We start from the raw sequence: 18,132 nt of genomic DNA, 5'->3' as shown, positions 1-18,132 counted from the left end.
AAAGGAAAATTGGGGTAATTGTCGAAATATTTATCCGAATTGTTGTTCCCTCACTTTTATATCTGGAGGATGGAGATCATGAGTCAGCGGATAGCTCTGGATAGATATGCGAATCTTTCACAAGAAAGAGTCAAACTGGAACAGGAGTGGGAACGATTTGTTTCTGGAGTGAGCGAAAGACCGGCCATTCGACCGCTGATGTACGAATCCTGGCAGCGCTGTCAGGAGCAAAATATCCATCCTCTGCGCACGAGAACGACGGTCAGCCTGTCCCGGGCGCAGATCGAGGCGTACTGGGAAGAAGATACGCTCCAGCATATTCTCAAGCCGCTTTTGCTGAAAATGAAAGACGCTTCGCTCGACTCGGGCCATTTGGTCACCTTCTGCAATGCCGCAGGAGACATCGTGCATTTGGACGGTGACTTGTCGCTGATGCTGAAAGCAGAAGACATGAATTTTGTCGTCGGCTCCTCCTGGGCGGAGCATCGGGCAGGGACGAACGCCATCGGAACTTCGCTCGTGACGGGGCGACCGGTACAGGTGTTTGCTGGCGAACATTTTTGCCAGGAGGTGCAAAAATGGACGTGCTCCGCCGCGCCTGTTCGCGATCCTGTCACACAGCAAATGATTGGCGTGTTCAATTTGACAGGCTTGTGGAGGGTCAACCACCCGCACTCTTTGTCAGCTGTTACCTCGGCAAAGCAAATCGTGGAAAAATATTTGCGCGGTCAACTGGAGCAGGAGAGGTTCCGCTTGACAGAGCGTTTCTCGCATCTCGTCTCTTCGGCTGTGACGAGTCCTTTTCTGGTACTCGATCGCGGCGGGAAGGTCATTAATGCGTCCAGTATCCTGTACGAGCAAGGGTGGGTTGATCGCCAGCAAAATTTGATCGGGGCGCCTCCTTCCGCTTTTGCCATTATCTCGAAAATGCAATGGGAGGCCGAACATGTGAGGGGAATATGGCGCTTTGAACTTATTCCGTATATATATGGCGGCAGGCCGATCGGCTCTGTCGTGTACGCAATTCCCCCGAACGACGAGTACGGCGTGCGGGAAGCGACGGCGGCGCAGCCTGTTTTTGCAGGGAGCGGAGGGGCAGATGGCTCCGCACGCGAGCCGTTGGCACCCGACTTTGCCGAAACGGCGAAACCGTTTATCCGCAGCGAGCGATTTTACCGTTCGCTGTTCGAAGACAACCCTTCGGCGATCATCTGTTACGACTTGCAAGGGAACATACTGGAGGCCAATCCGGCCGCCGAGAGATTGATCGGCTATACCGTAGAAGAACTGCAAGCGAGCAACATTATCCAACTAATCTTGCTGGATTGCGCCGAAAAAAAGCTCCATCCGTTCAGCCTGGAAGGAATGGGACGACCGCAGGAGTTTGAAATCGCTGTCAAACATAAAAATGGACACAGCATCGACGTCAGCATCAACAACTTCCCGATGTATGTAGACAACGAGATCAGCGGCTTCTATGCCATCGCTAAAGACATGACTCGCCACAAGCAGATCGAGGCGGATTTGCGCTCGACGAAGGAACAGCTTGATGTGTACCTGCGCAATACGGACGATTCGGTCGTTGTGCTCGATGTCGGCTTCCATATCGTCAAAGTCAACCGGGCGTTCGAGCAGATGTTTGGCTGGAGTGAACAGGAAGTCATCGGGGCCGAGCTGCCGACGATCCCTGACTTTTTGCAAGCGGATTTCCAGTTGCTGCAACAGGAAATTGTCCGAAATCGCCACGTGACATCGTATGAGGCGCTGCGTCAGCGAAAAGACGGGACGCTGCTCGATGTCAGCACCTTCATTTCGCCGCTGTCTGATTCAGAAGGGAACCTCATCGCCTTCGTGGCGATTCAACGGGACATAACCGAGCATAAGCGGATGGAAGCGGCCTTGATTGAAAACGAAAAGCAACTGCGAACGCTGATCAACGCCATGCCGGATTCCGTCTGTTTCAAAGACAGCGAAGGCCGCTGGATCGAGGCGAACGATTGCTGCTTGCGCGTGTTCCGCCTGGAGAACGTGCCGTATCAGGGAAAAACGGACGGGGAGCTGGCTCTGCTTTCCCCGGATTATCGCGAGGCATTGCTGCAATGCGCCGAATCGGACAAGCGGGCATGGGAAGAAGGCAAGCCCGTCCGACTGGAAGAAGTCGTTTACCTGGACTACGGCGATGTGCGAATTTTTGATGTGAGTAAAATTCCGCTATTCGACCCGGAAGGCAAGCGCACGGGCTTGGTCGTGATCAGCCGGGACATTACGGAGCTGAAAAAGACAGAAGAGCTGCTGCGCAAGTCGGAAAAACTGTCTGTCGTCGGTCAATTGGCTGCGGGAGTCGCACACGAAATTCGCAATCCGCTGACTTCCATTCGCGGTTTCATTCAATTTATTCAGGAAGGCCATTACAAGCAGGAGTATTTTCAAACGATCTTGTCAGAGCTGGATCGGATTCAATCAGTTGTCAACGAGTTTTTGGTGCTCGCCAAGCCGCAGGTCATCCACTTTACGCCGCGCAATCTGCCGCCTTTGCTGCATCAGGTGGTAGAGCTTTTGCAGACCGAAGCGATTTTAAACAATGTCCAGATTGTGCTGGAGATTGACCCGGTCGCCACGATGGTCAATTGCGAGGAAAATCAGTTAAAACAGGTCTTTATTAATATTTTAAAAAATGCGATCGAGGCCATGCCGTATGGCGGGCAGATCACTATTCAGCTCAAGCAGCAGGGAGAAGCTCTGTCGATTCGGATTTTGGATCAAGGAGAGGGAATAGCCGAGGAGCGAATACCGAAGCTTGGGGAACCTTTTTATACGACCAAGGAAAAGGGCACAGGTCTTGGCCTGATGATTAGCTACAAAATTATTCAAGCCCACCAAGGAACGATGAAAATTAATAGCCAGCGAAACAAGGGGACGACGGTGGAGATTCATTTGCCTGTGTGTGAACCTCTTGAATGAGCGTTTGTGTAAAGCCCGGGGGAGAAGAGATGCCTCTGGGTTTTTTGGTGCGGACAGCGGCGTGACCAGAACCGTTTTTTCGACAAAACCAGCGGAAAACATGCGAAAAAAGTAAAAAGACAGAATATTGACAAAGATAATACGGGATGTTAATTTTTGTTTAGGAAAACGTTTACCCGAAATGAGAGAAAGTGAGTGAGAAACCATTTCTGTCACGATAAAAGACATCGCCCAACTCGCCAACGTTTCTATCGCCACTGTCTCGCGTGTCCTGAACAACTCCAAGCCAGTCAGACCGGAGCTGCGGGAAAGAGTCCTGCGGATCGTCCAGGAGACGGGCTTTCAACCGAATGCGATAGCCAGAAGCCTCGTCAGCAAGGAAACCCGCATCATTGGAGTCATGATCCCCGACATCAACAACAACTTTTACTCCAACCTCACCTACGGCATCGACAGCGTGCTTAGCGAGGACGACTACAGCATGTTTTTGGCTATTTCCGACGAGATCGTGGACAAAGAGCTGAAGTATTTGCGGCTGTTCAAAGAAAAGCAGCTGGATGGCGTCATCATCGCGAGCGTGCATTTTTTGGAGAGCAACTTCCAGACGCTGCTCGACATGCAAGTGCCGACGGTCGTAACCGGCCATGATTTGCCCGGCTACCAAATTCCCACGGTCAACGTCAACAACGTACAGGCTGCGTACGATGCGACCGCTTATCTCATCTCGCAGGGCCATCAAAAAATTGCCTGTGTCTCCGGGCCTTTGTGGGACCCGCCGTGCGGACTGGATCGCATGGGAGGGTACCGCAAAGCGATGCGCGCACACGATTTGCCGATTCATGAAGGCTTTGTCGTCGAAGGGGATTTCACTGCCAAAAGCGGCTATGAAGCGATGCGCCGCATCTGCGAGGAGAAGGTGCGTCCCACGGCGGTGTTTGTAGCGACAGACCTGATGGCCGTCGGGGTGCTCAATTACTTGCACGATCACGGGATTCGCGTCCCGGAAGACATTTCGGTCATGGGCTTTGACAATCTGGAGCTGGCCTCCTTTACCAGACCGATGCTGACTACCGTTCACAACGACCCGTTTATGTACGGGAAGGCTGCCGCGGAGCAATTGCTCAAGCAAATCAGAAACGAGCCGGTGGAGAGGATGAGCATCGTTCCACACCACCTCGTCGTCCGGCAAAGTGTAAGCGTGATTTACGAGCGTACACCATGAATGGCCCATAGATGTGATCCAAACAGAGAGCTTGGCTCGAAAAAGGAGGGAAACGCATGAAGCTCGGCGTGTTTACTGTGTTGTTCAGCGACAAATCGTTCGAGGAAATGCTCGACCATGTGAAAGAGGCAGGATTGGAGGCAGTCGAAATCGGAACAGGTTGCTATCCAGGCAATGCGCACTGCCAGCTGGATGAGCTTTTGGAAAGTGCAGGGAAGCGCGAGGCGTATCGCAAAGCCGTAGAAGAACGCGGGCTGGTCATCAGCGCATTGAGCTGCCACGGCAACCCGCTGTCGCCAGACAAAGAATTTGCCCAGCAATCGCATGAGACGTTCGTCAAAACGGTGCAACTGGCCGAACAGCTCGAAGTCCCTGTCGTCAACTGCTTTTCCGGCACAGCAGGCGATCATGAGGGCGCGAAGTATCCGAACTGGCCTGTTGCCCCCTGGCCGAACGAATATCGGGATGTGCTGAACTGGCAGTGGAACGAAAAGCTGGTGCCGTACTGGAAGGAATGGGGCCAATACGCCCACGATCACCAGGTAAAGGTCGCGCTGGAGCTGCACGGAGGCTTTCTCGTCCACACGCCCGGGACGCTGCTGAAGCTGCGCGAACAGGTGGGAGAGGCGATTGGAGCCAATTTTGATCCGAGCCATATGTGGTGGCAAGGCATCGATCCGGTGGCGGCGATCAAAATATTGGGCAAAGAACAAGCGATTTACCATTTCCATGCCAAAGACACTTTTATCGATCAGGAAAAAGTGAACATGTACGGCCTGTTGGACATGAACTCCTATGCGAATCTGAATGAGCGGGCCTGGTACTTCCGCACAGTCGGCTACGGACACGACCAGAAGACGTGGGCAGACATGATGAGCGCCTTGCGCATGAGCGGATACGATTACGTCATCAGCATCGAGCACGAGGATGCCATCATGTCGATCGAGGAAGGCTTCCAGCGCGCCGTACAAAATTTGCAGCAGGTGATTTTGCGCGAGCCGCTCAAAAATATGTGGTGGGTGTAAAAGGAGGGAGCTTGTATGAGCACATGCAAGATCGGATTGATAGGAGCAGGCGGTATTGCCCTGGCGCATCTGGAAGCAGCCAAAGGCGAGCCGAGAGCTGAGATCGTTGCCATTGCAGATGTGTCGAAAGAAACAGCCGCAGAAAAGGCTGAGCAGTACGAAATCCCGCACGTCTTTTCCGATTACCGCCAGATGCTGTCCGAAGCGGCACTGGACGCTGTCATCGTCTGCGTGCCCAACTATTTGCACGCGCAAGCTGCGCTGGATGCATTGGCTGCGGGAAAGCACCTGCTGTGCGAAAAGCCGATGGCGATGAACAGCGGTCAGGCAGAAGCCATGATCGAAGCAGCGAAGCGAGCGGACAAAATTTTGATGGTCGCGCAAAACAACCGCTTCCGCAGCCAGGCCAAGCAGATCAAAAGCTGGCTGGATGAAGGGAAGTTCGGCAACGTGTACCACGCGAAAACAGGCTGGGTGCGCCGCAACGGAATCCCCGGCTGGGGAAGCTGGTTTACGCAAAAAGAATTGGCAGGCGGAGGTCCGCTGATTGACATCGGGGTACATATGCTCGATTTGACCTTGTGGCTGCTTGGTCATCCCAAGCCAGTGTCGGTACTCGGCCAGACGTACGCAGAGTTCGGTCCGAAAAAGCGCGGGCTGTCCGAGTGGGGCCGGATCGATGAGAACGGCGTGTTTGACGTGGAAGACATGGCGGTTGCGATGATTACGTTTGAAAACGGCTTTTCGCTCACGCTTGATGCAAGCTGGGCGTCGCACATCGAAAAAGAAAACGTTTTCCTGCAACTGTACGGGCAAGAAGGGGGCGTATCGCTTGGCTTGCTGGATGAGCAGCTCGCTCTTTACCACGAATGGGGCGGCGTCATGGCAACGACTGAGCTATCGCCCAAACCTTGTCAGGAACGGGTCGCGCTCTTGTCCAACTTCCTCGATGCCATCGAAGGGAAAGCCGAGGCGCTGTGCACGCCGGAGCAAGCTTTGTACATTACCCGTCTGATTGAAGCGATCTATCAGTCAGCTCGCACCGGGGAGGCTGTCCGCTTTTCGTAAACGGTTGAAGTGCCTGCGAAAGCAGGCTTCAGCATTCACCAAAAGAGCATAGGGGGTTAATGGCATGAAAGTTATGAAAAGGCTTACATCAATGGGACTTACCTTGACCGTGGCACTCTCGCTGGCAGCATGCTCCTCCACTCCGCAGCAATCCGCACCCGCACAAGGACAACCTGCATCACCAGAAGCGCCGAAAACAGAGCCAGCTCCGCAGCCAGCCGCCGAAAAAGTCAAGCTCGTCTACGCTCGCGGCAAAGACGCCACCGATTCCACGAAAAAGCTCGTGGAAGCTTTTCAGAACGCTCACCCGAACATCGAGGTAGAAATCCGCGAGATGCCATCCGACACCGGACAAAGCCACGATCAGTACGTCACCATGTTCAGCGCGCAATCGTCCGAGATCGACGTGTTCGACCTGGATGTAATCTGGCCGGCTGAATTTGCCCAGGCAGGCTATCTGCTTCCGCTCGACCGCTTGATGGAACAAGACGGAATCGAGACGGGCAAATATATCAAAGGCGCGATGGACGCCGGAAATTTCGGCGGTCAGCAATGGACGATGCCCAAATTCATCGATGCCGGACTGCTCTTTTACCGCAAAGATTTGGTCAAAGAACCGCCCAAAACATGGGATGACTTGATCGCGCAAGCAAAAGCCACAAAAGGTCAGGGCGGCACGAAGTTCGGCTACTTGATGCAAGCCAAGCAGTACGAGGGACTGGTGTGCAACTTCGTTGAATTTAGCGCTGCCTACGGCGGAAAAATTCTCGACGAGCAAGGCAACGTGGCGATCAACAACCCCGCGACGATCAAAGGATTGCAAAAAATGATCGAGATCGTCAAATCCGACATCGTCCCAAGCAACATCACTACCTTTATGGAAACCGAATCGCATACCGCATTCCTCGAAGGACAATCGGCCTTCATCCGCAACTGGCCGTATCAGTTCGCCCTCGCGCAAGATCAGGCGCAATCGAAAATCGTCGACAAAGTGGCGATCGCTCCGCTCCCGGCAGGGGATGCAGGCTCTGCCGCAGCACTCGGCGGCTGGATGGGCGGCATCAACAAATTCAGCAAGCATCCGAAAGAATCGTGGGAGTTCCTCAAGTTCATGACCGGAGCCGAAGGACAAAAAATTTCGGCCGTGCACGGCGGTCTGGCTCCAACCTTGCTGCCTGTGTATGAAGACGCCGATGTGCAAAAAGCAAGCCCGCTGTTCGCCAACAAAGACTTCGTCGATGGCGTGAGCGCTGCCGTGTCCCGTCCGACTACGCCGATCTATCCGAAAATCTCCGAAGTCATCCAGATTGAAGTGTCCAAAGCGCTGGCCGGACAACAATCCGCAGAGCAAGCCGTACAAAACATGGAAGCAAAAATGAACGAACTGATGAAAAAGTAACGCGGGTCCAGCGACTTAGCGACACGCGCCAACAGGTCCAGGTGGCTTCCGGGAGAGGGGGACTGTCTCTCCCGGAAGCGAATGGGCCGCGGCAAGCAGAAGATGCCCTTGTGATTTTCAATCAGGAAAGAAGGTGGTGAACGGATGAATCGACAAAACAAAGGCTCTCTTTCGGAAAAGCAAATGGGCTATTTGCTGATTTTACCCGCACTGCTGATTATCCTCATCATCGCGATTTGGCCTGTCATGCGCTCATTCTGGATCAGTCTGCACGATATTCGGCTGAATGACCCGACAAAGACCGAAGTTCATTCCTCGTATGGGCTGGATATGGAGCGCTACGTCAGTACCTTTCCCAACCTGCTGCGCTATGTGAAAAAAGAAGCGGAGGCCGCCCAGGGACCTGCAAAAGACAAACTGGAGGCGATTCGGCAAGAGATCGAGCAAATGAATCAAGCGCTCCAGCAATCAGGCGAGATCGCGAGCCGTTACGAAGCCATCGACCAGTTGCTGCTGGAGTTCAAGCCGATTCCGAACGAACTCAAATACGTGACGTTGACAGGGGAAGCGACAGACGCGATCCGGACAACCTTGGCGCAGAAGGAATCTACCCTGCTGGAAATGGGGGCAAACAAACAGCTGGCGAAGCCGGAAGGAGCCGTCGGGGTGATGGCCGGGATCACGTCCGCGATCATCGAGCCGAACTATGTAGGTTTTGCTTACTACCAGCATTTTTTGACCGACAGCCGCATGTGGGCCGCCTTGTATAATACATTCTTTTTTACGGTCGTCTCTGTGGTCATCGAGCTTGTGCTTGGCATAGCCATCGCCCTGTTGATCAATCGTCCGTTTCGCGGCCGGGGGCTGGTGCGGGCAACGGTGCTGATTCCATGGGCGATCCCGACCGTTATTTCCGCGATGATGTGGAAATTTTTGTACGACGGCCAAAACGGGATCGTGGCTCATCTGTTCGAAGTGACGGGGCTGGTATCGGATATGGGCGTGCTGCTTTCGACAAAGGCTGGCGCGATGTTTTCCGTCATTTTGGCGGACGTCTGGAAAACGACTCCGTTCATGGCTCTGCTGCTCTTCGCCGGCTTGCAGACCATTCCGCACAGCTTGTACGAGGCGGCTTCCGTCGATGGAGCGAACCGCATGCAGCAATTTTTCCGCATTACGCTGCCGATGCTCAAGTCGACGATTCTCGTGGCGCTGTTGTTCCGTACGCTCGATGCGTTTCGCGTATTCGATCTGATCTACGCGCTGACTGGCGGCGGGCCTGCCAACTCCACGGAAACGATCTCGATTTACGCCTATAAAACGATGTTTGCGCAGATGAGCTTTGGTGAAGGCTCGGCGCTCGCAGTCCTTGTGTTCTTGTGCGTCGCGCTCATTTCGATCGGCTACATCAAAATTTTGGGGGCTGACCTCCTCGGTGAGGGAAACGGAAAATAAGGAGGAAAATGTCATGCAAAAAAAGGCGGGTCCTTTGTTTTACATCGGATTGCTGCTGTTTGTCTTCGTCGTGATGTTCCCGTTCTTATGGATTCTCCTCGCCGCGCTGAAGCCGCCAGGGGAGCTGTTCGGGGAGAGGGCCTTTCAGTTCATCATTCAAAATCCGACCTTGGACAACTTCGTTCGGGTATTCACGGAGCGTCCGTTTGCCAGATATTTATGGAACTCCACCGTGGTTGCGACGCTGACGACTCTGTACTCCATCACGATTGCGTCTTTTGCTGCCTATGCGATCGCCTGGCTGTCTTTTCGCGGCAAAACGATCATTCTCGGCATCGTGCTGGCCGTCTCGATGTTCCCGCAGATCGCCACGATTTCCCCGATCTTCATGTTCATGCAATCGATGGGGCTGACCAACAGCTATCTCGGCCTAATCATTCCGTACACGACTTTCGCCTTGCCGCTTGCCATCTGGAATTTGACGATCTTCTTCCGCAAAATCCCGAGCGATTTGGGCGAAGCTGCCAAAGTGGACGGAGCGAGCATTTGGCAGACGATGACGCGAGTGTTTTTTCCGCTGGCCATGCCGGGAGTATTCACGACCGCGATTCTCGTTTTTATCGCCGCCTGGAACGAATTTTTGTTCGCGCTGACGCTCAATACGCAGGAAGCGATGAAGACTGTGCCTGTAGGGATCGTCATGTTTCAAGGGATGTTCACGATTCCGTGGGGAGAGATATCGGCCGCCTCGATTATCGTTACCGTGCCGCTCGTCGTCATGGTGCTGATTTTCCAGCGCCGGATTATTTCCGGTTTGACTTCCGGGGCGGTGAAAGAATAAGCGCTGCGAAAATGCGCCGCCAAAAGCCAAGCGAGCGCCCTTCGTACATGTGGCTGGCAGGATATCTCCCGTGCCGGGGCGAAATCAAACGCCTGACAGCAAGGAATGAGGGGGAGTCCGATGAATTTGTCGCCAGTTGAAATTCGCGTGCAAGCGGAAGCGATCCGCGAGGGGCATGTGAACAACGTCAAGTACATGGAGTTTTTGGAGCAAGCCCGCCAGCCGTGGTATGACTATTTTTTGCACCTGGGCTTCCGCTCTTTTGTCGCCAAGCTGCAAGCGGACTACAAGCAGGAAGCGTTTCTCGGCGACGTTCTCGTCATTCATACGGCGGTAGAGCGAGTGGGAAACACGAGCTTTGTCCTTTCCCAACGGATGTACAACCAGCGGGAAGAGCAGGTGCTGGATGCCGAGGTGACGTTTGTCGCTATCTGCGCCAAAACAGGCGAGAAAATCCGCGTGCCGGATGAGCTGCGGACAAAAGCGTAAGCAGGACGGCAGAGCAGCGCAGGAAGGGGTCCGATCCGAAAAGAATCGGGCTTTTTTGGCGTGGAAAAGGGGTTCCCACGAAGCGGCAGGCGAGAAGTGGAGCCAAAAAATGAAACAGTCCGTGACAGGAAGACATGACAAGTTAGTACAAAAGTAGCTGATACGGAAAAAAGAATGTTGAAATTTGTGGAAAATTTGACTAAAATACACTTTGCGTACAAACTTTCCTCACGATTCGCTGTTGGTTTTGCCTCGTTTCGACGAAAATCAAATCTGACGGGAAGGGAGCGCGGCGCCACCACATCATCCAATCGGTGCAGCCGCGATACAAGCTATGTCGAGCACCATCAAAACGAATCAAATATCGCTTCCGAAAGGGGGAGGCGCCATTTCGGGAATGGGCGAAAAATTTCAGCAAAATGAGTTTACCGGAACCTTTTCGTTCAGCATCCCGCTCAGGCTTACTCCCAGCCGGGATTGTTCGCCCGAACTGCATCTTTCCTACAGTTCAGGGGAAGGCAACGGCATTTTTGGCCTTGGTTTCCATCTTTCTCTCCCCACAATATCACGAAAGACAGCAAAAGGCATCCCGCGCTATGACGATTCAGACATTTTTCAGCTCTCCCATGCAGATGACCTGGTTCGCCAGCCTGAACAAGGCGAGCGGCACACGGTCCGCGCAGGAGAAGACACGTATCAAGTTACGAAGTACCGCCCCCGCGTGGTCGACGCCTATGACAAAATCGAGCGCTGGGTAAATATAGCGACAGGAAGCACGCATTGGCGAGTGACCGATCGCGAACAGTTCGTCCAGCTGTTTGGAAAAACCGAACAAGCAAGAATCAGTGATCCCGATGACCCTGCCCGCATTTACCAGTGGCTGCTGGAAGAAGCATTCGACCCAAAAGGCAACCACATTTCCTATGACTACGAGTCCGACATCGTCTCCTCCAAAACCCCCGCGCACCAAGACGAGAAACGTATCCCATCAGCCAACAAGTATATCAGCCGCATACGTTACGGAAACAAAGTCCCTTATCAGGAAGGGGAGTCGCTCCCTGACGTCTATCATTTCGCAGTTGTCTTTGACTACAGCTCTTCCGCAGATGCACGCCCTCTGACTTCGTTTGCAAACAGACCACCCGTTGCGTACCGAAGCGATTCCTTTTCCCAGTACCACGCCGGATTTGAAGTTCGGACAAGCCGCCTGTGCCGCAAAATGTGGCTGTTCCATCATTTCGAAGCCTTGGACCGCAATCCGCTTCCCGTTCAATCCTACACCTTTTCGTATGAGCAAGCATCGACTGTATCGCTGTTGTCCAGTGTCGAGCTGACGGGTTTTCGCTGGGCGAATGGCGAGTATGCGCAAGAAAGCTTGCCGCCGCTTCTGTTGAACTATTCCCGCTTTGAGCCGACAGCGCAAACGTTCCAGTCGCTGCACGCGCTCGATCTGGCTGCTCTTCCCGCAATGGGACACGATTCTTCCGCAGAGCTGATCGATCTGTACGGCGAAGGAATCCCCGGTATTTTGTATCAGGATGAGGTTTCCGCCCTCTACCTGGAGCCGATATTGGCGCAGGACGAACAGGGAAGCGATATCGTCGCGTATGCGCGTCCGAAAGAACTGCCGACTTTCCCTGCGGCGAATCATGTACCGTCGTCCAGTCAGCAGCTGATGGATTTGGCTGGAAACGGGGAGTTGGCACTGGTCGTTGCGACACTTTCGGAAGCGGGGTACTTTGCCAGCGGGCCAAGCAAAACGTGGCGTCCATGGAAGCCGTTTGCTTCGTTTACGAACGCTTTTTTTCAGGATGGACACGCGCTCGTTGATTTGACCGGAGACGGACTGGCTGACTTGGTGCACATCGATCAGGAGACGATTACGTACTATCCGAGCAAGGGAACGGAAGGCTTTGGCGAGCCGGTGCGCGTGTGGCGAAGAAGCGATTTGCCTCTGCCCCGACAGGAAACGAAGACAGAGGCAGTCAAGTTTGCCGACATGTTCGGCAGCGGGATGCAGCATCTTGTCAAGGTTGCCAACGGCAGTGTCCAATGCTGGCCGAATTTGGGCTACGGACGCTTCGGTGAGCCTGTAAGCATGGAAAATGCTCCGTATTTTGCCGACGGACTGGACGAATCCCGGTTGTTTCTCGTCGATGTGGACGGTTCAGGTACAGCGGATTTGATCTACGCCTATCCCGATCGGATTGATGTTTACTTGAACCAGAGCGGCCATTCCTTTCGCGAACCGTTCAGTGTCCCGTTGCCAGCCAGCTGGGACAGAATCAATCAGCTACAGTTTGCAGATGTGCATGGAAACGGCACGACTTCGCTCGTTTTCAGCGAAGAATACCCCACGACCAGACACTGGTGCTACGATTTTTGCTCTCGCCAAAAGCCGTACCTTTTGACCCGCATTGAAAACCAGTGCGGAGCAGAGACGCGCATTTCCTACCGCTCCTCCACTTATTTTTACATGAAAGACAAAGAGAATGAGTTTTTCTGGCAGCAGCATTTGCCTTTTCCCGTTCAGGTCGTCGAGAAGGTGGAGAGCATCGACTGGATATCCCAGGCGACGATGTGCACGCGGTACGCCTATCACCACGGCTACTACGACAGCGTGGAGCGGGAGTTTCGCGGCTTTGGCATGGTGGAACGGACAGACGCCGAGACACTTTCGGCAGAGGCGGAACCAACGGATGTGCCTCCTGTCTGGAGCAAAAGCTGGTATCACACGGGAGCGGTTGCCGAATCCGGCGAATTGTCCCGGCAGTTTGCCCGCGAATACTACCAGGGCGACCTGCAAGCTTATCCGCTTCCGGACAGCACACTCGTACAGGCGACAGCAGCAGGACAGCCCCCTCGCGATGTGATTGATGGCGAGACATTCCGGCAAGCCAGCCGCTCGTTGAAAGGCCAGCTTCTGCGCAGGGAAGTGTACGCGCCTGCTGCTGCGGTCGCCTTTGACGATCAGGACCCGGCTGCGCCGTACACCGTGGAGGAGATGAACTACTGCGTCCGTATGCTTCAATTGCCCGAGCGAAGCGAGTATGGCGTGTTTGCGATCGAACCGCAAGAATCGATCTCGTACCATTACGAGCGCAAGTGTGCCGATCCGCGCATCGAGCACAGCTTCGTTCTGGAAGTCGATGCGTATGGAAATGTCCTCAAGTCGTGCGCGGTTTCGTATGGACGAAGACAGGGCGCCCACACTTTTCCCGAGCAATTGACGGGAAAAGTCGTGTACGAGGAAGCGACGGTGCTAAACAGCATCGGACAAAACGTGTACCTGCCGGGAGTTCCCGTCGAGCATAAAGTGTTCCACCTGAAAAATGTGACGCTCTCCCAAGAGCGGCCCTATGTTGCCAAAAACGAGCTGCTCAGCGCGATTGCCTCCATTCGTCCGTCTGAGGCTACGCCGCTCATCGGATGGGAACGGCATTATTACTGGGACCCGATTCGCCAGGAACGCTATCCGCTGGGGGAAGTATCCGCGCAAAAACTGCTTTGCCAAACAGAGACAGCCGTTGTAACGGAACAGCAGATCGTGGAGCGATTTGCCGAGGTACTGCCAGCGTCGCAACTGAACGAGTTGCTGCAACAGGAAGGCGGCTTTTTCCCGGACGGTGATTTTTGGTGGAATCCCGGCTTGCTGGAAGTTCATTTGGGGGCGGCAGGATTTTATTTGCCGCAATTCGCCGTAGACCCGTTCGGCAATCGGACGACATATCGCTACGACTCGTCCTACTTGTTCATCGAGCAGACGACAGATGCGCTCGGAAATGCGACGAGCGTGCAAAAGCTGGATTATCAGACGATGAAGCCTGCGCAAGTCCTCGATCCAAACGGCAACTGCACAGAAGTGTTGTTCGACCCGTTCGGACGTGTGATCGCGATGTCGTACTACGGGACAGAAGGGGGAGTGGCGACAGGCTTCCAGCCGCTGTCCGCCTATGTGGAGCGCGGACGTCCCGATCTGGATCGCCTTTTGCACAGCCCTGATGGCGGTCGCTTTTATGTGCAGGGAGCGGCGTGCTACTTTGCCTACGACGACTTCGCCTGGGCAGAGCGCAAACAACCGATCGTTTCGATCCAGCTCAACGCGCAAGATTATGCATCGAGCGAATCTCGACCTGCTTTTACCCAGTTGACGTACCTCGACGGATTTGGCCGCGAGCACCAGCAGATGGTGAAGGTCGAGCCGGGAGCGGCGTACGGCCCGGACGGAAAACTTTTGCCTGACCCGGTAGAGCCGCGATGGCTGGCGACGGGACGTACTCTCTACAACAACAAGGGCAAGCCGGTAAAAGAGTACGAGCCTTACTATTCGTCCTCGTACGTCTACGTCGACGATCCGGTGCTGCGGACGTTCGGAGTTTCTTCCACGCTCACCTACGATCCGCTCGGGCGCGTCATCCGGGTCGATACGGCCAAAGGCTTTTTTACGCGGGTTCGCTTTACCGCATGGTCCGAATGGCACGAAGACGAAAACGATACGATCCTCGAATCCCGCTATTACCAACAGCATGTGGACGACGAGGACCCTGCCTTTCAACAGGACAGGCTGGCGCTGCAAAAAGCAAGCCTGTTCGCCAGGACTCCAGTCGAAAAACAGCTCAACTGCGACGGCAAAACGATCCGCTTGATTCAAAAAGCAGAAGGAATAGTTGCTCCTGACGATTTTACTGCGCTGGGCTTGTCGATCAGCCAGGCAAAAGAATTGTTCCAGGAGCTGCAAACAAAGCAATTCGTCGATTTTCGCGGGGCTTTGACTTATTTGTTCCAACCTGCGCGGGCAGGCTTCACCCTCGGACTAAGCGCTCCATACGCTTCACAGGAAGCGGCTGTGATCAGCAAGCTGTCGTCCGTTCAAAAGACAGGCGCAGAGCTTGCGGCTTGCTACGAATGGGACGTCCGGGGGAACCAGATCAGCGGCGCTGACCCGCGCCTGGCCAAGTCCGGCGAGCGCAACTTCTTCACGCAATACGACCTGGCGGGCAACATTTTGTACAAAAAGAGCGCAGACGCCGGGGAACGCTGGCAGCTTTCCAACATGTTCGGGCACGTCATTTTGACGCGAGATGCGAACAATCAGCTTTTGCGCTACAAATACGATGCGCTAGGGCGGCTGAGCGAAACGATTCGCCAGGATGCGGAGAAGTCTTTTGTCCTGGAACGGATCGTGTACGGAGACAGCCCAGCAGCCCAGCAGGCTTTAGCAGGGGAAGATCCGGCGAAGTTCAACCTGCGCGGGCAAATTTACCAGCAGTACGACCAGGCAGGATTGGTTACGCATCACGTGTACGATCTGGGCGGCTCCATGCTTCGGGCAAGCAGACAGCTGTGCACCAGCTATCGCGAGCAGACCGACTGGGGAAGCGGGCAGGAGCCGAGCACGCTTTTGGAACCAACGGTGTACACGACTTCCTACGAGTACGATGCGTTGGCGCGTTTGACTGTCGCTACCGCTCCCAACGGGCTTGCGCAGCAATACGAATACCATTTGTCGGGGTTGTTGGACAAGCTGCTGGTCAAACAAACTCCAGAATCGCCAGCCGAGCCGTATGTGGCAGGCATTTCCTACGACGCAAAAGGCCAGCGCACCCGCATTCAATACGGAAACGATGTAGTGACCAAATACGAGTACGAGCCTGCGACATTCCGTTTGCTTCGCGCGATCAGTACGCGGCAGGCGGACCGCAAGCTGATGCAGGACATTGTCTACACGTATGATCCCGTTGGCAATATCGCATGCGTAACGGATCAGGCGCTGTCCACTGTTTTTGCCAATCAGCAAGTGGTAAAACCGCAGTCTGTCTACACATACGACGCCCTCTACCGCTTGATCGAAGGGACAGGCCGTGAACATCCGGGCATGTCGCCGCAAGCGGAGTCTGCCGGGTCTTTTGTCGATAGTGGCTTTGTCCCGTTGTCAAACGTACCGCTGAACGACCAGCAGCAACTGCGCAACTACACTCGCCGCTTCACGTACGACGCTGCCGGAAACTTGTTCTTGACCAAGCATCTGACCGGGACTGATTCCGGCTCGTGGACACGGCAAATGACTGTTTCGGAACGCTCCAATCGGGCAGTCGAAACCGAACTGTTGTCCGCCAGTGCGACTGGGCTTCCGCTGACAGCCGGGCAAATCGATGACTTTTTCGACCGAAACGGCAATGCCATCCGCATGGTCGGGATCGACGAGATCGCCTGGAACGAACGGAACAACATTCGCCAGGTGACGGTCATCGCGCGGGAATCCGGCTTTTCGGACAGCGAGTATTACGTGTATGACAGCGGCGGAACCCGCATTCGCAAAGTGACAGAGCGCTATGCGAACAACAACACAGTCGTGCACAGAGAAGAAACGATATACATGGGAACTTTTGAAATCAGGCGCACGCTGCAAGGAAGCCAGCTCAAAGAGGAAAAGCACACGCAAAAAATCATGGACGGGCAGCATTGCATCGCTGTCTGCCTCTCCTGGACAGAAGGTCTTCCATCCGACGTGACCAGCAATCCGCAAATCCGCTTCCAACTGGAAAATCATTTAGGCTCGGCCGTGCTGGAGACGGATGCATCCGGCAAAATCATCAGCCTGGAAGAATATTACCCGTACGGCGGCACGTCACTCATCGCAGGCACCAGCCTGCAAGAAGTAAAGCGGAAGCTGTATCGCTACGGCGGAAAAGAAAGAGATTCGCTCACTGGCTTTTATTACTACGGCGCCCGCTACTTTGCGCCGTGGCTGGGCAGGTGGATCAATCCCGATCCGGCGGGGGAAGTCGACGGCTTGAATTTGTTCGTATTCGCCCAAAACAACCCGTTGGTCTTCCGCGATGCAGGGGGCTACGTGTCGATCAAACAGGCCAAAAAGAATGCAAACGGCGGCAAATCGAAACCGAAAAAGAAAAAGCTTTCGGTCAAACGGGACACCGACAAATACTTCCGCTTTTCCGGGCGGCCCGATTTCGACTCGGCGGGGAAAAAGATCAAGCTGAAAAAGGAACAGGATCGCCGCCACGTCATTGGCTACGACGATGTGATCAGACCGTCCTACGAGCGCATCATCAACCTGGTGATCAAAAATGCAGGGAAAGAGAAGTTCATCAAGTGGCAGATGAAACGCTACCAAAAATATAAAATCACCCGCGCTCCCAAAGAATCCGCACCAGTGGAGAAGCATTTGACTTTTGGTTTAACCAAGCTGAACAGTACGCCAGGCAACCTGAATCCAGAAAACGCTCACGAAAACCAGGCGATCGAAAAAGTGCGGGAACAGGCGCTTCTCGTAGAGGAAAGACTGGGGAAAGCTTTTTCGGAGTCCATCCCGACTTTGGACGAAGTGAAAACGATCATGAAGACGGGCTTCAAGCTCAGCGACGGCGGCACGCCGATCAAGGACTATGCCGATTCGGTGCGCAAGTTCGTGCACAAGCGGATTGACGAGGCGACAGATGTGATTCAACTGAGCAGAATCTTGCATGAGACCAAAGTATCGACGGGCGTTGATTTGAATAAAGGAAGCGGCACCAAAGAACAAACTTCCTTCGCCTTGAGCTATATCGAGAAGGTGACGGAAGCAAGCGATCCGAACAGCACGATGACCGATGAGGAACGTCTGGATGTGGTCTGGTCGTTGCGGGCTATTCCGAAGAATTAAAAAACAGGG

General features: G+C 54.2%; 9 protein-coding genes. All 9 read left to right on the top strand.

Annotated elements, in window-relative coordinates:
• Positions 1-78 precede the first annotated feature (78 nt).
• The 9 genes from NST23_RS14815 (at position 79) to NST23_RS14775 (ending at position 18,123) form a co-directional block, all read left to right on the top strand.
• Positions 79-2,961, top strand: a complete 2,883-nt coding sequence (locus NST23_RS14815) for a PAS domain S-box protein (RefSeq protein WP_173598073.1) — start codon at positions 79-81, stop codon at positions 2,959-2,961.
• A gap of 205 nt (positions 2,962-3,166) precedes the next feature.
• Positions 3,167-4,183, top strand: coding sequence for a LacI family DNA-binding transcriptional regulator (locus NST23_RS14810; protein WP_307723381.1), 1,017 nt, complete (start codon positions 3,167-3,169; stop codon positions 4,181-4,183).
• A gap of 56 nt (positions 4,184-4,239) precedes the next feature.
• The gene (locus NST23_RS14805; protein ID WP_122966415.1) at positions 4,240-5,208 is read left to right on the top strand and encodes a sugar phosphate isomerase/epimerase family protein; all 969 of its coding nucleotides are present in this window, start codon (positions 4,240-4,242) and stop codon (positions 5,206-5,208) included.
• Between the two features lie 15 nt (positions 5,209-5,223).
• Positions 5,224-6,276: a Gfo/Idh/MocA family protein gene (locus tag NST23_RS14800; protein WP_122966416.1), complete on the top strand. Its 1,053-nt coding sequence runs from the start codon at positions 5,224-5,226 to the stop codon at positions 6,274-6,276.
• A 64-nt stretch (positions 6,277-6,340) separates the two neighbouring features.
• Positions 6,341-7,675, top strand: coding sequence for an ABC transporter substrate-binding protein (locus NST23_RS14795; protein ID WP_173598071.1), 1,335 nt, complete (start codon positions 6,341-6,343; stop codon positions 7,673-7,675).
• Between the two features lie 144 nt (positions 7,676-7,819).
• Entirely contained in the window at positions 7,820-9,130 is a 1,311-nt protein-coding gene (locus NST23_RS14790) for a carbohydrate ABC transporter permease (protein WP_340964011.1), read from the top strand.
• Positions 9,131-9,143: 13 nt separating this feature from the next.
• Complete coding sequence (locus NST23_RS14785) at positions 9,144-9,971, top strand: carbohydrate ABC transporter permease (protein ID WP_122966419.1); 828 nt, start codon at positions 9,144-9,146, stop codon at positions 9,969-9,971.
• Between the two features lie 120 nt (positions 9,972-10,091).
• Positions 10,092-10,460 carry an acyl-CoA thioesterase gene (locus NST23_RS14780; protein ID WP_122966420.1) on the top strand — a complete coding sequence of 123 codons (369 nt, stop codon included), beginning with the start codon at positions 10,092-10,094 and terminating at the stop codon, positions 10,458-10,460.
• A 397-nt stretch (positions 10,461-10,857) separates the two neighbouring features.
• Positions 10,858-18,123: a SpvB/TcaC N-terminal domain-containing protein gene (locus tag NST23_RS14775; protein ID WP_340964007.1), complete on the top strand. Its 7,266-nt coding sequence runs from the start codon at positions 10,858-10,860 to the stop codon at positions 18,121-18,123.
• The last annotated feature ends 9 nt before the right edge of the window (positions 18,124-18,132 follow it).

Source organism: Brevibacillus sp. FSL K6-0770 (assembly GCF_038000275.1).
In the GTDB taxonomy this organism is placed as follows: Bacteria; Bacillota; Bacilli; order Brevibacillales; family Brevibacillaceae; genus Brevibacillus; species Brevibacillus parabrevis.
The sequence above is the reverse complement of the archived record's forward strand: the minus strand, read 5'-3'. Positions and strand labels throughout refer to the sequence as shown.

Bases quoted from the DNA above. Each gene is read 5' to 3' on its own strand.
- NST23_RS14815 (WP_173598073.1), top strand. From the start codon at position 79: ATGAGTCAGCGGATAGCTCTGGATAGATATGCGAATCTTTCACAAGAA.
- NST23_RS14805 (WP_122966415.1), top strand. From the start codon at position 4,240: ATGAAGCTCGGCGTGTTTACTGTGTTGTTCAGCGACAAATCGTTCGAG.
- NST23_RS14800 (WP_122966416.1), top strand. From the start codon at position 5,224: ATGAGCACATGCAAGATCGGATTGATAGGAGCAGGCGGTATTGCCCTG.
- NST23_RS14795 (WP_173598071.1), top strand. From the start codon at position 6,341: ATGAAAGTTATGAAAAGGCTTACATCAATGGGACTTACCTTGACCGTG.
- NST23_RS14790 (WP_340964011.1), top strand. From the start codon at position 7,820: ATGAATCGACAAAACAAAGGCTCTCTTTCGGAAAAGCAAATGGGCTAT.
- NST23_RS14785 (WP_122966419.1), top strand. From the start codon at position 9,144: ATGCAAAAAAAGGCGGGTCCTTTGTTTTACATCGGATTGCTGCTGTTT.
- NST23_RS14780 (WP_122966420.1), top strand. From the start codon at position 10,092: ATGAATTTGTCGCCAGTTGAAATTCGCGTGCAAGCGGAAGCGATCCGC.
- NST23_RS14775 (WP_340964007.1), top strand. From the start codon at position 10,858: ATGGGCGAAAAATTTCAGCAAAATGAGTTTACCGGAACCTTTTCGTTC.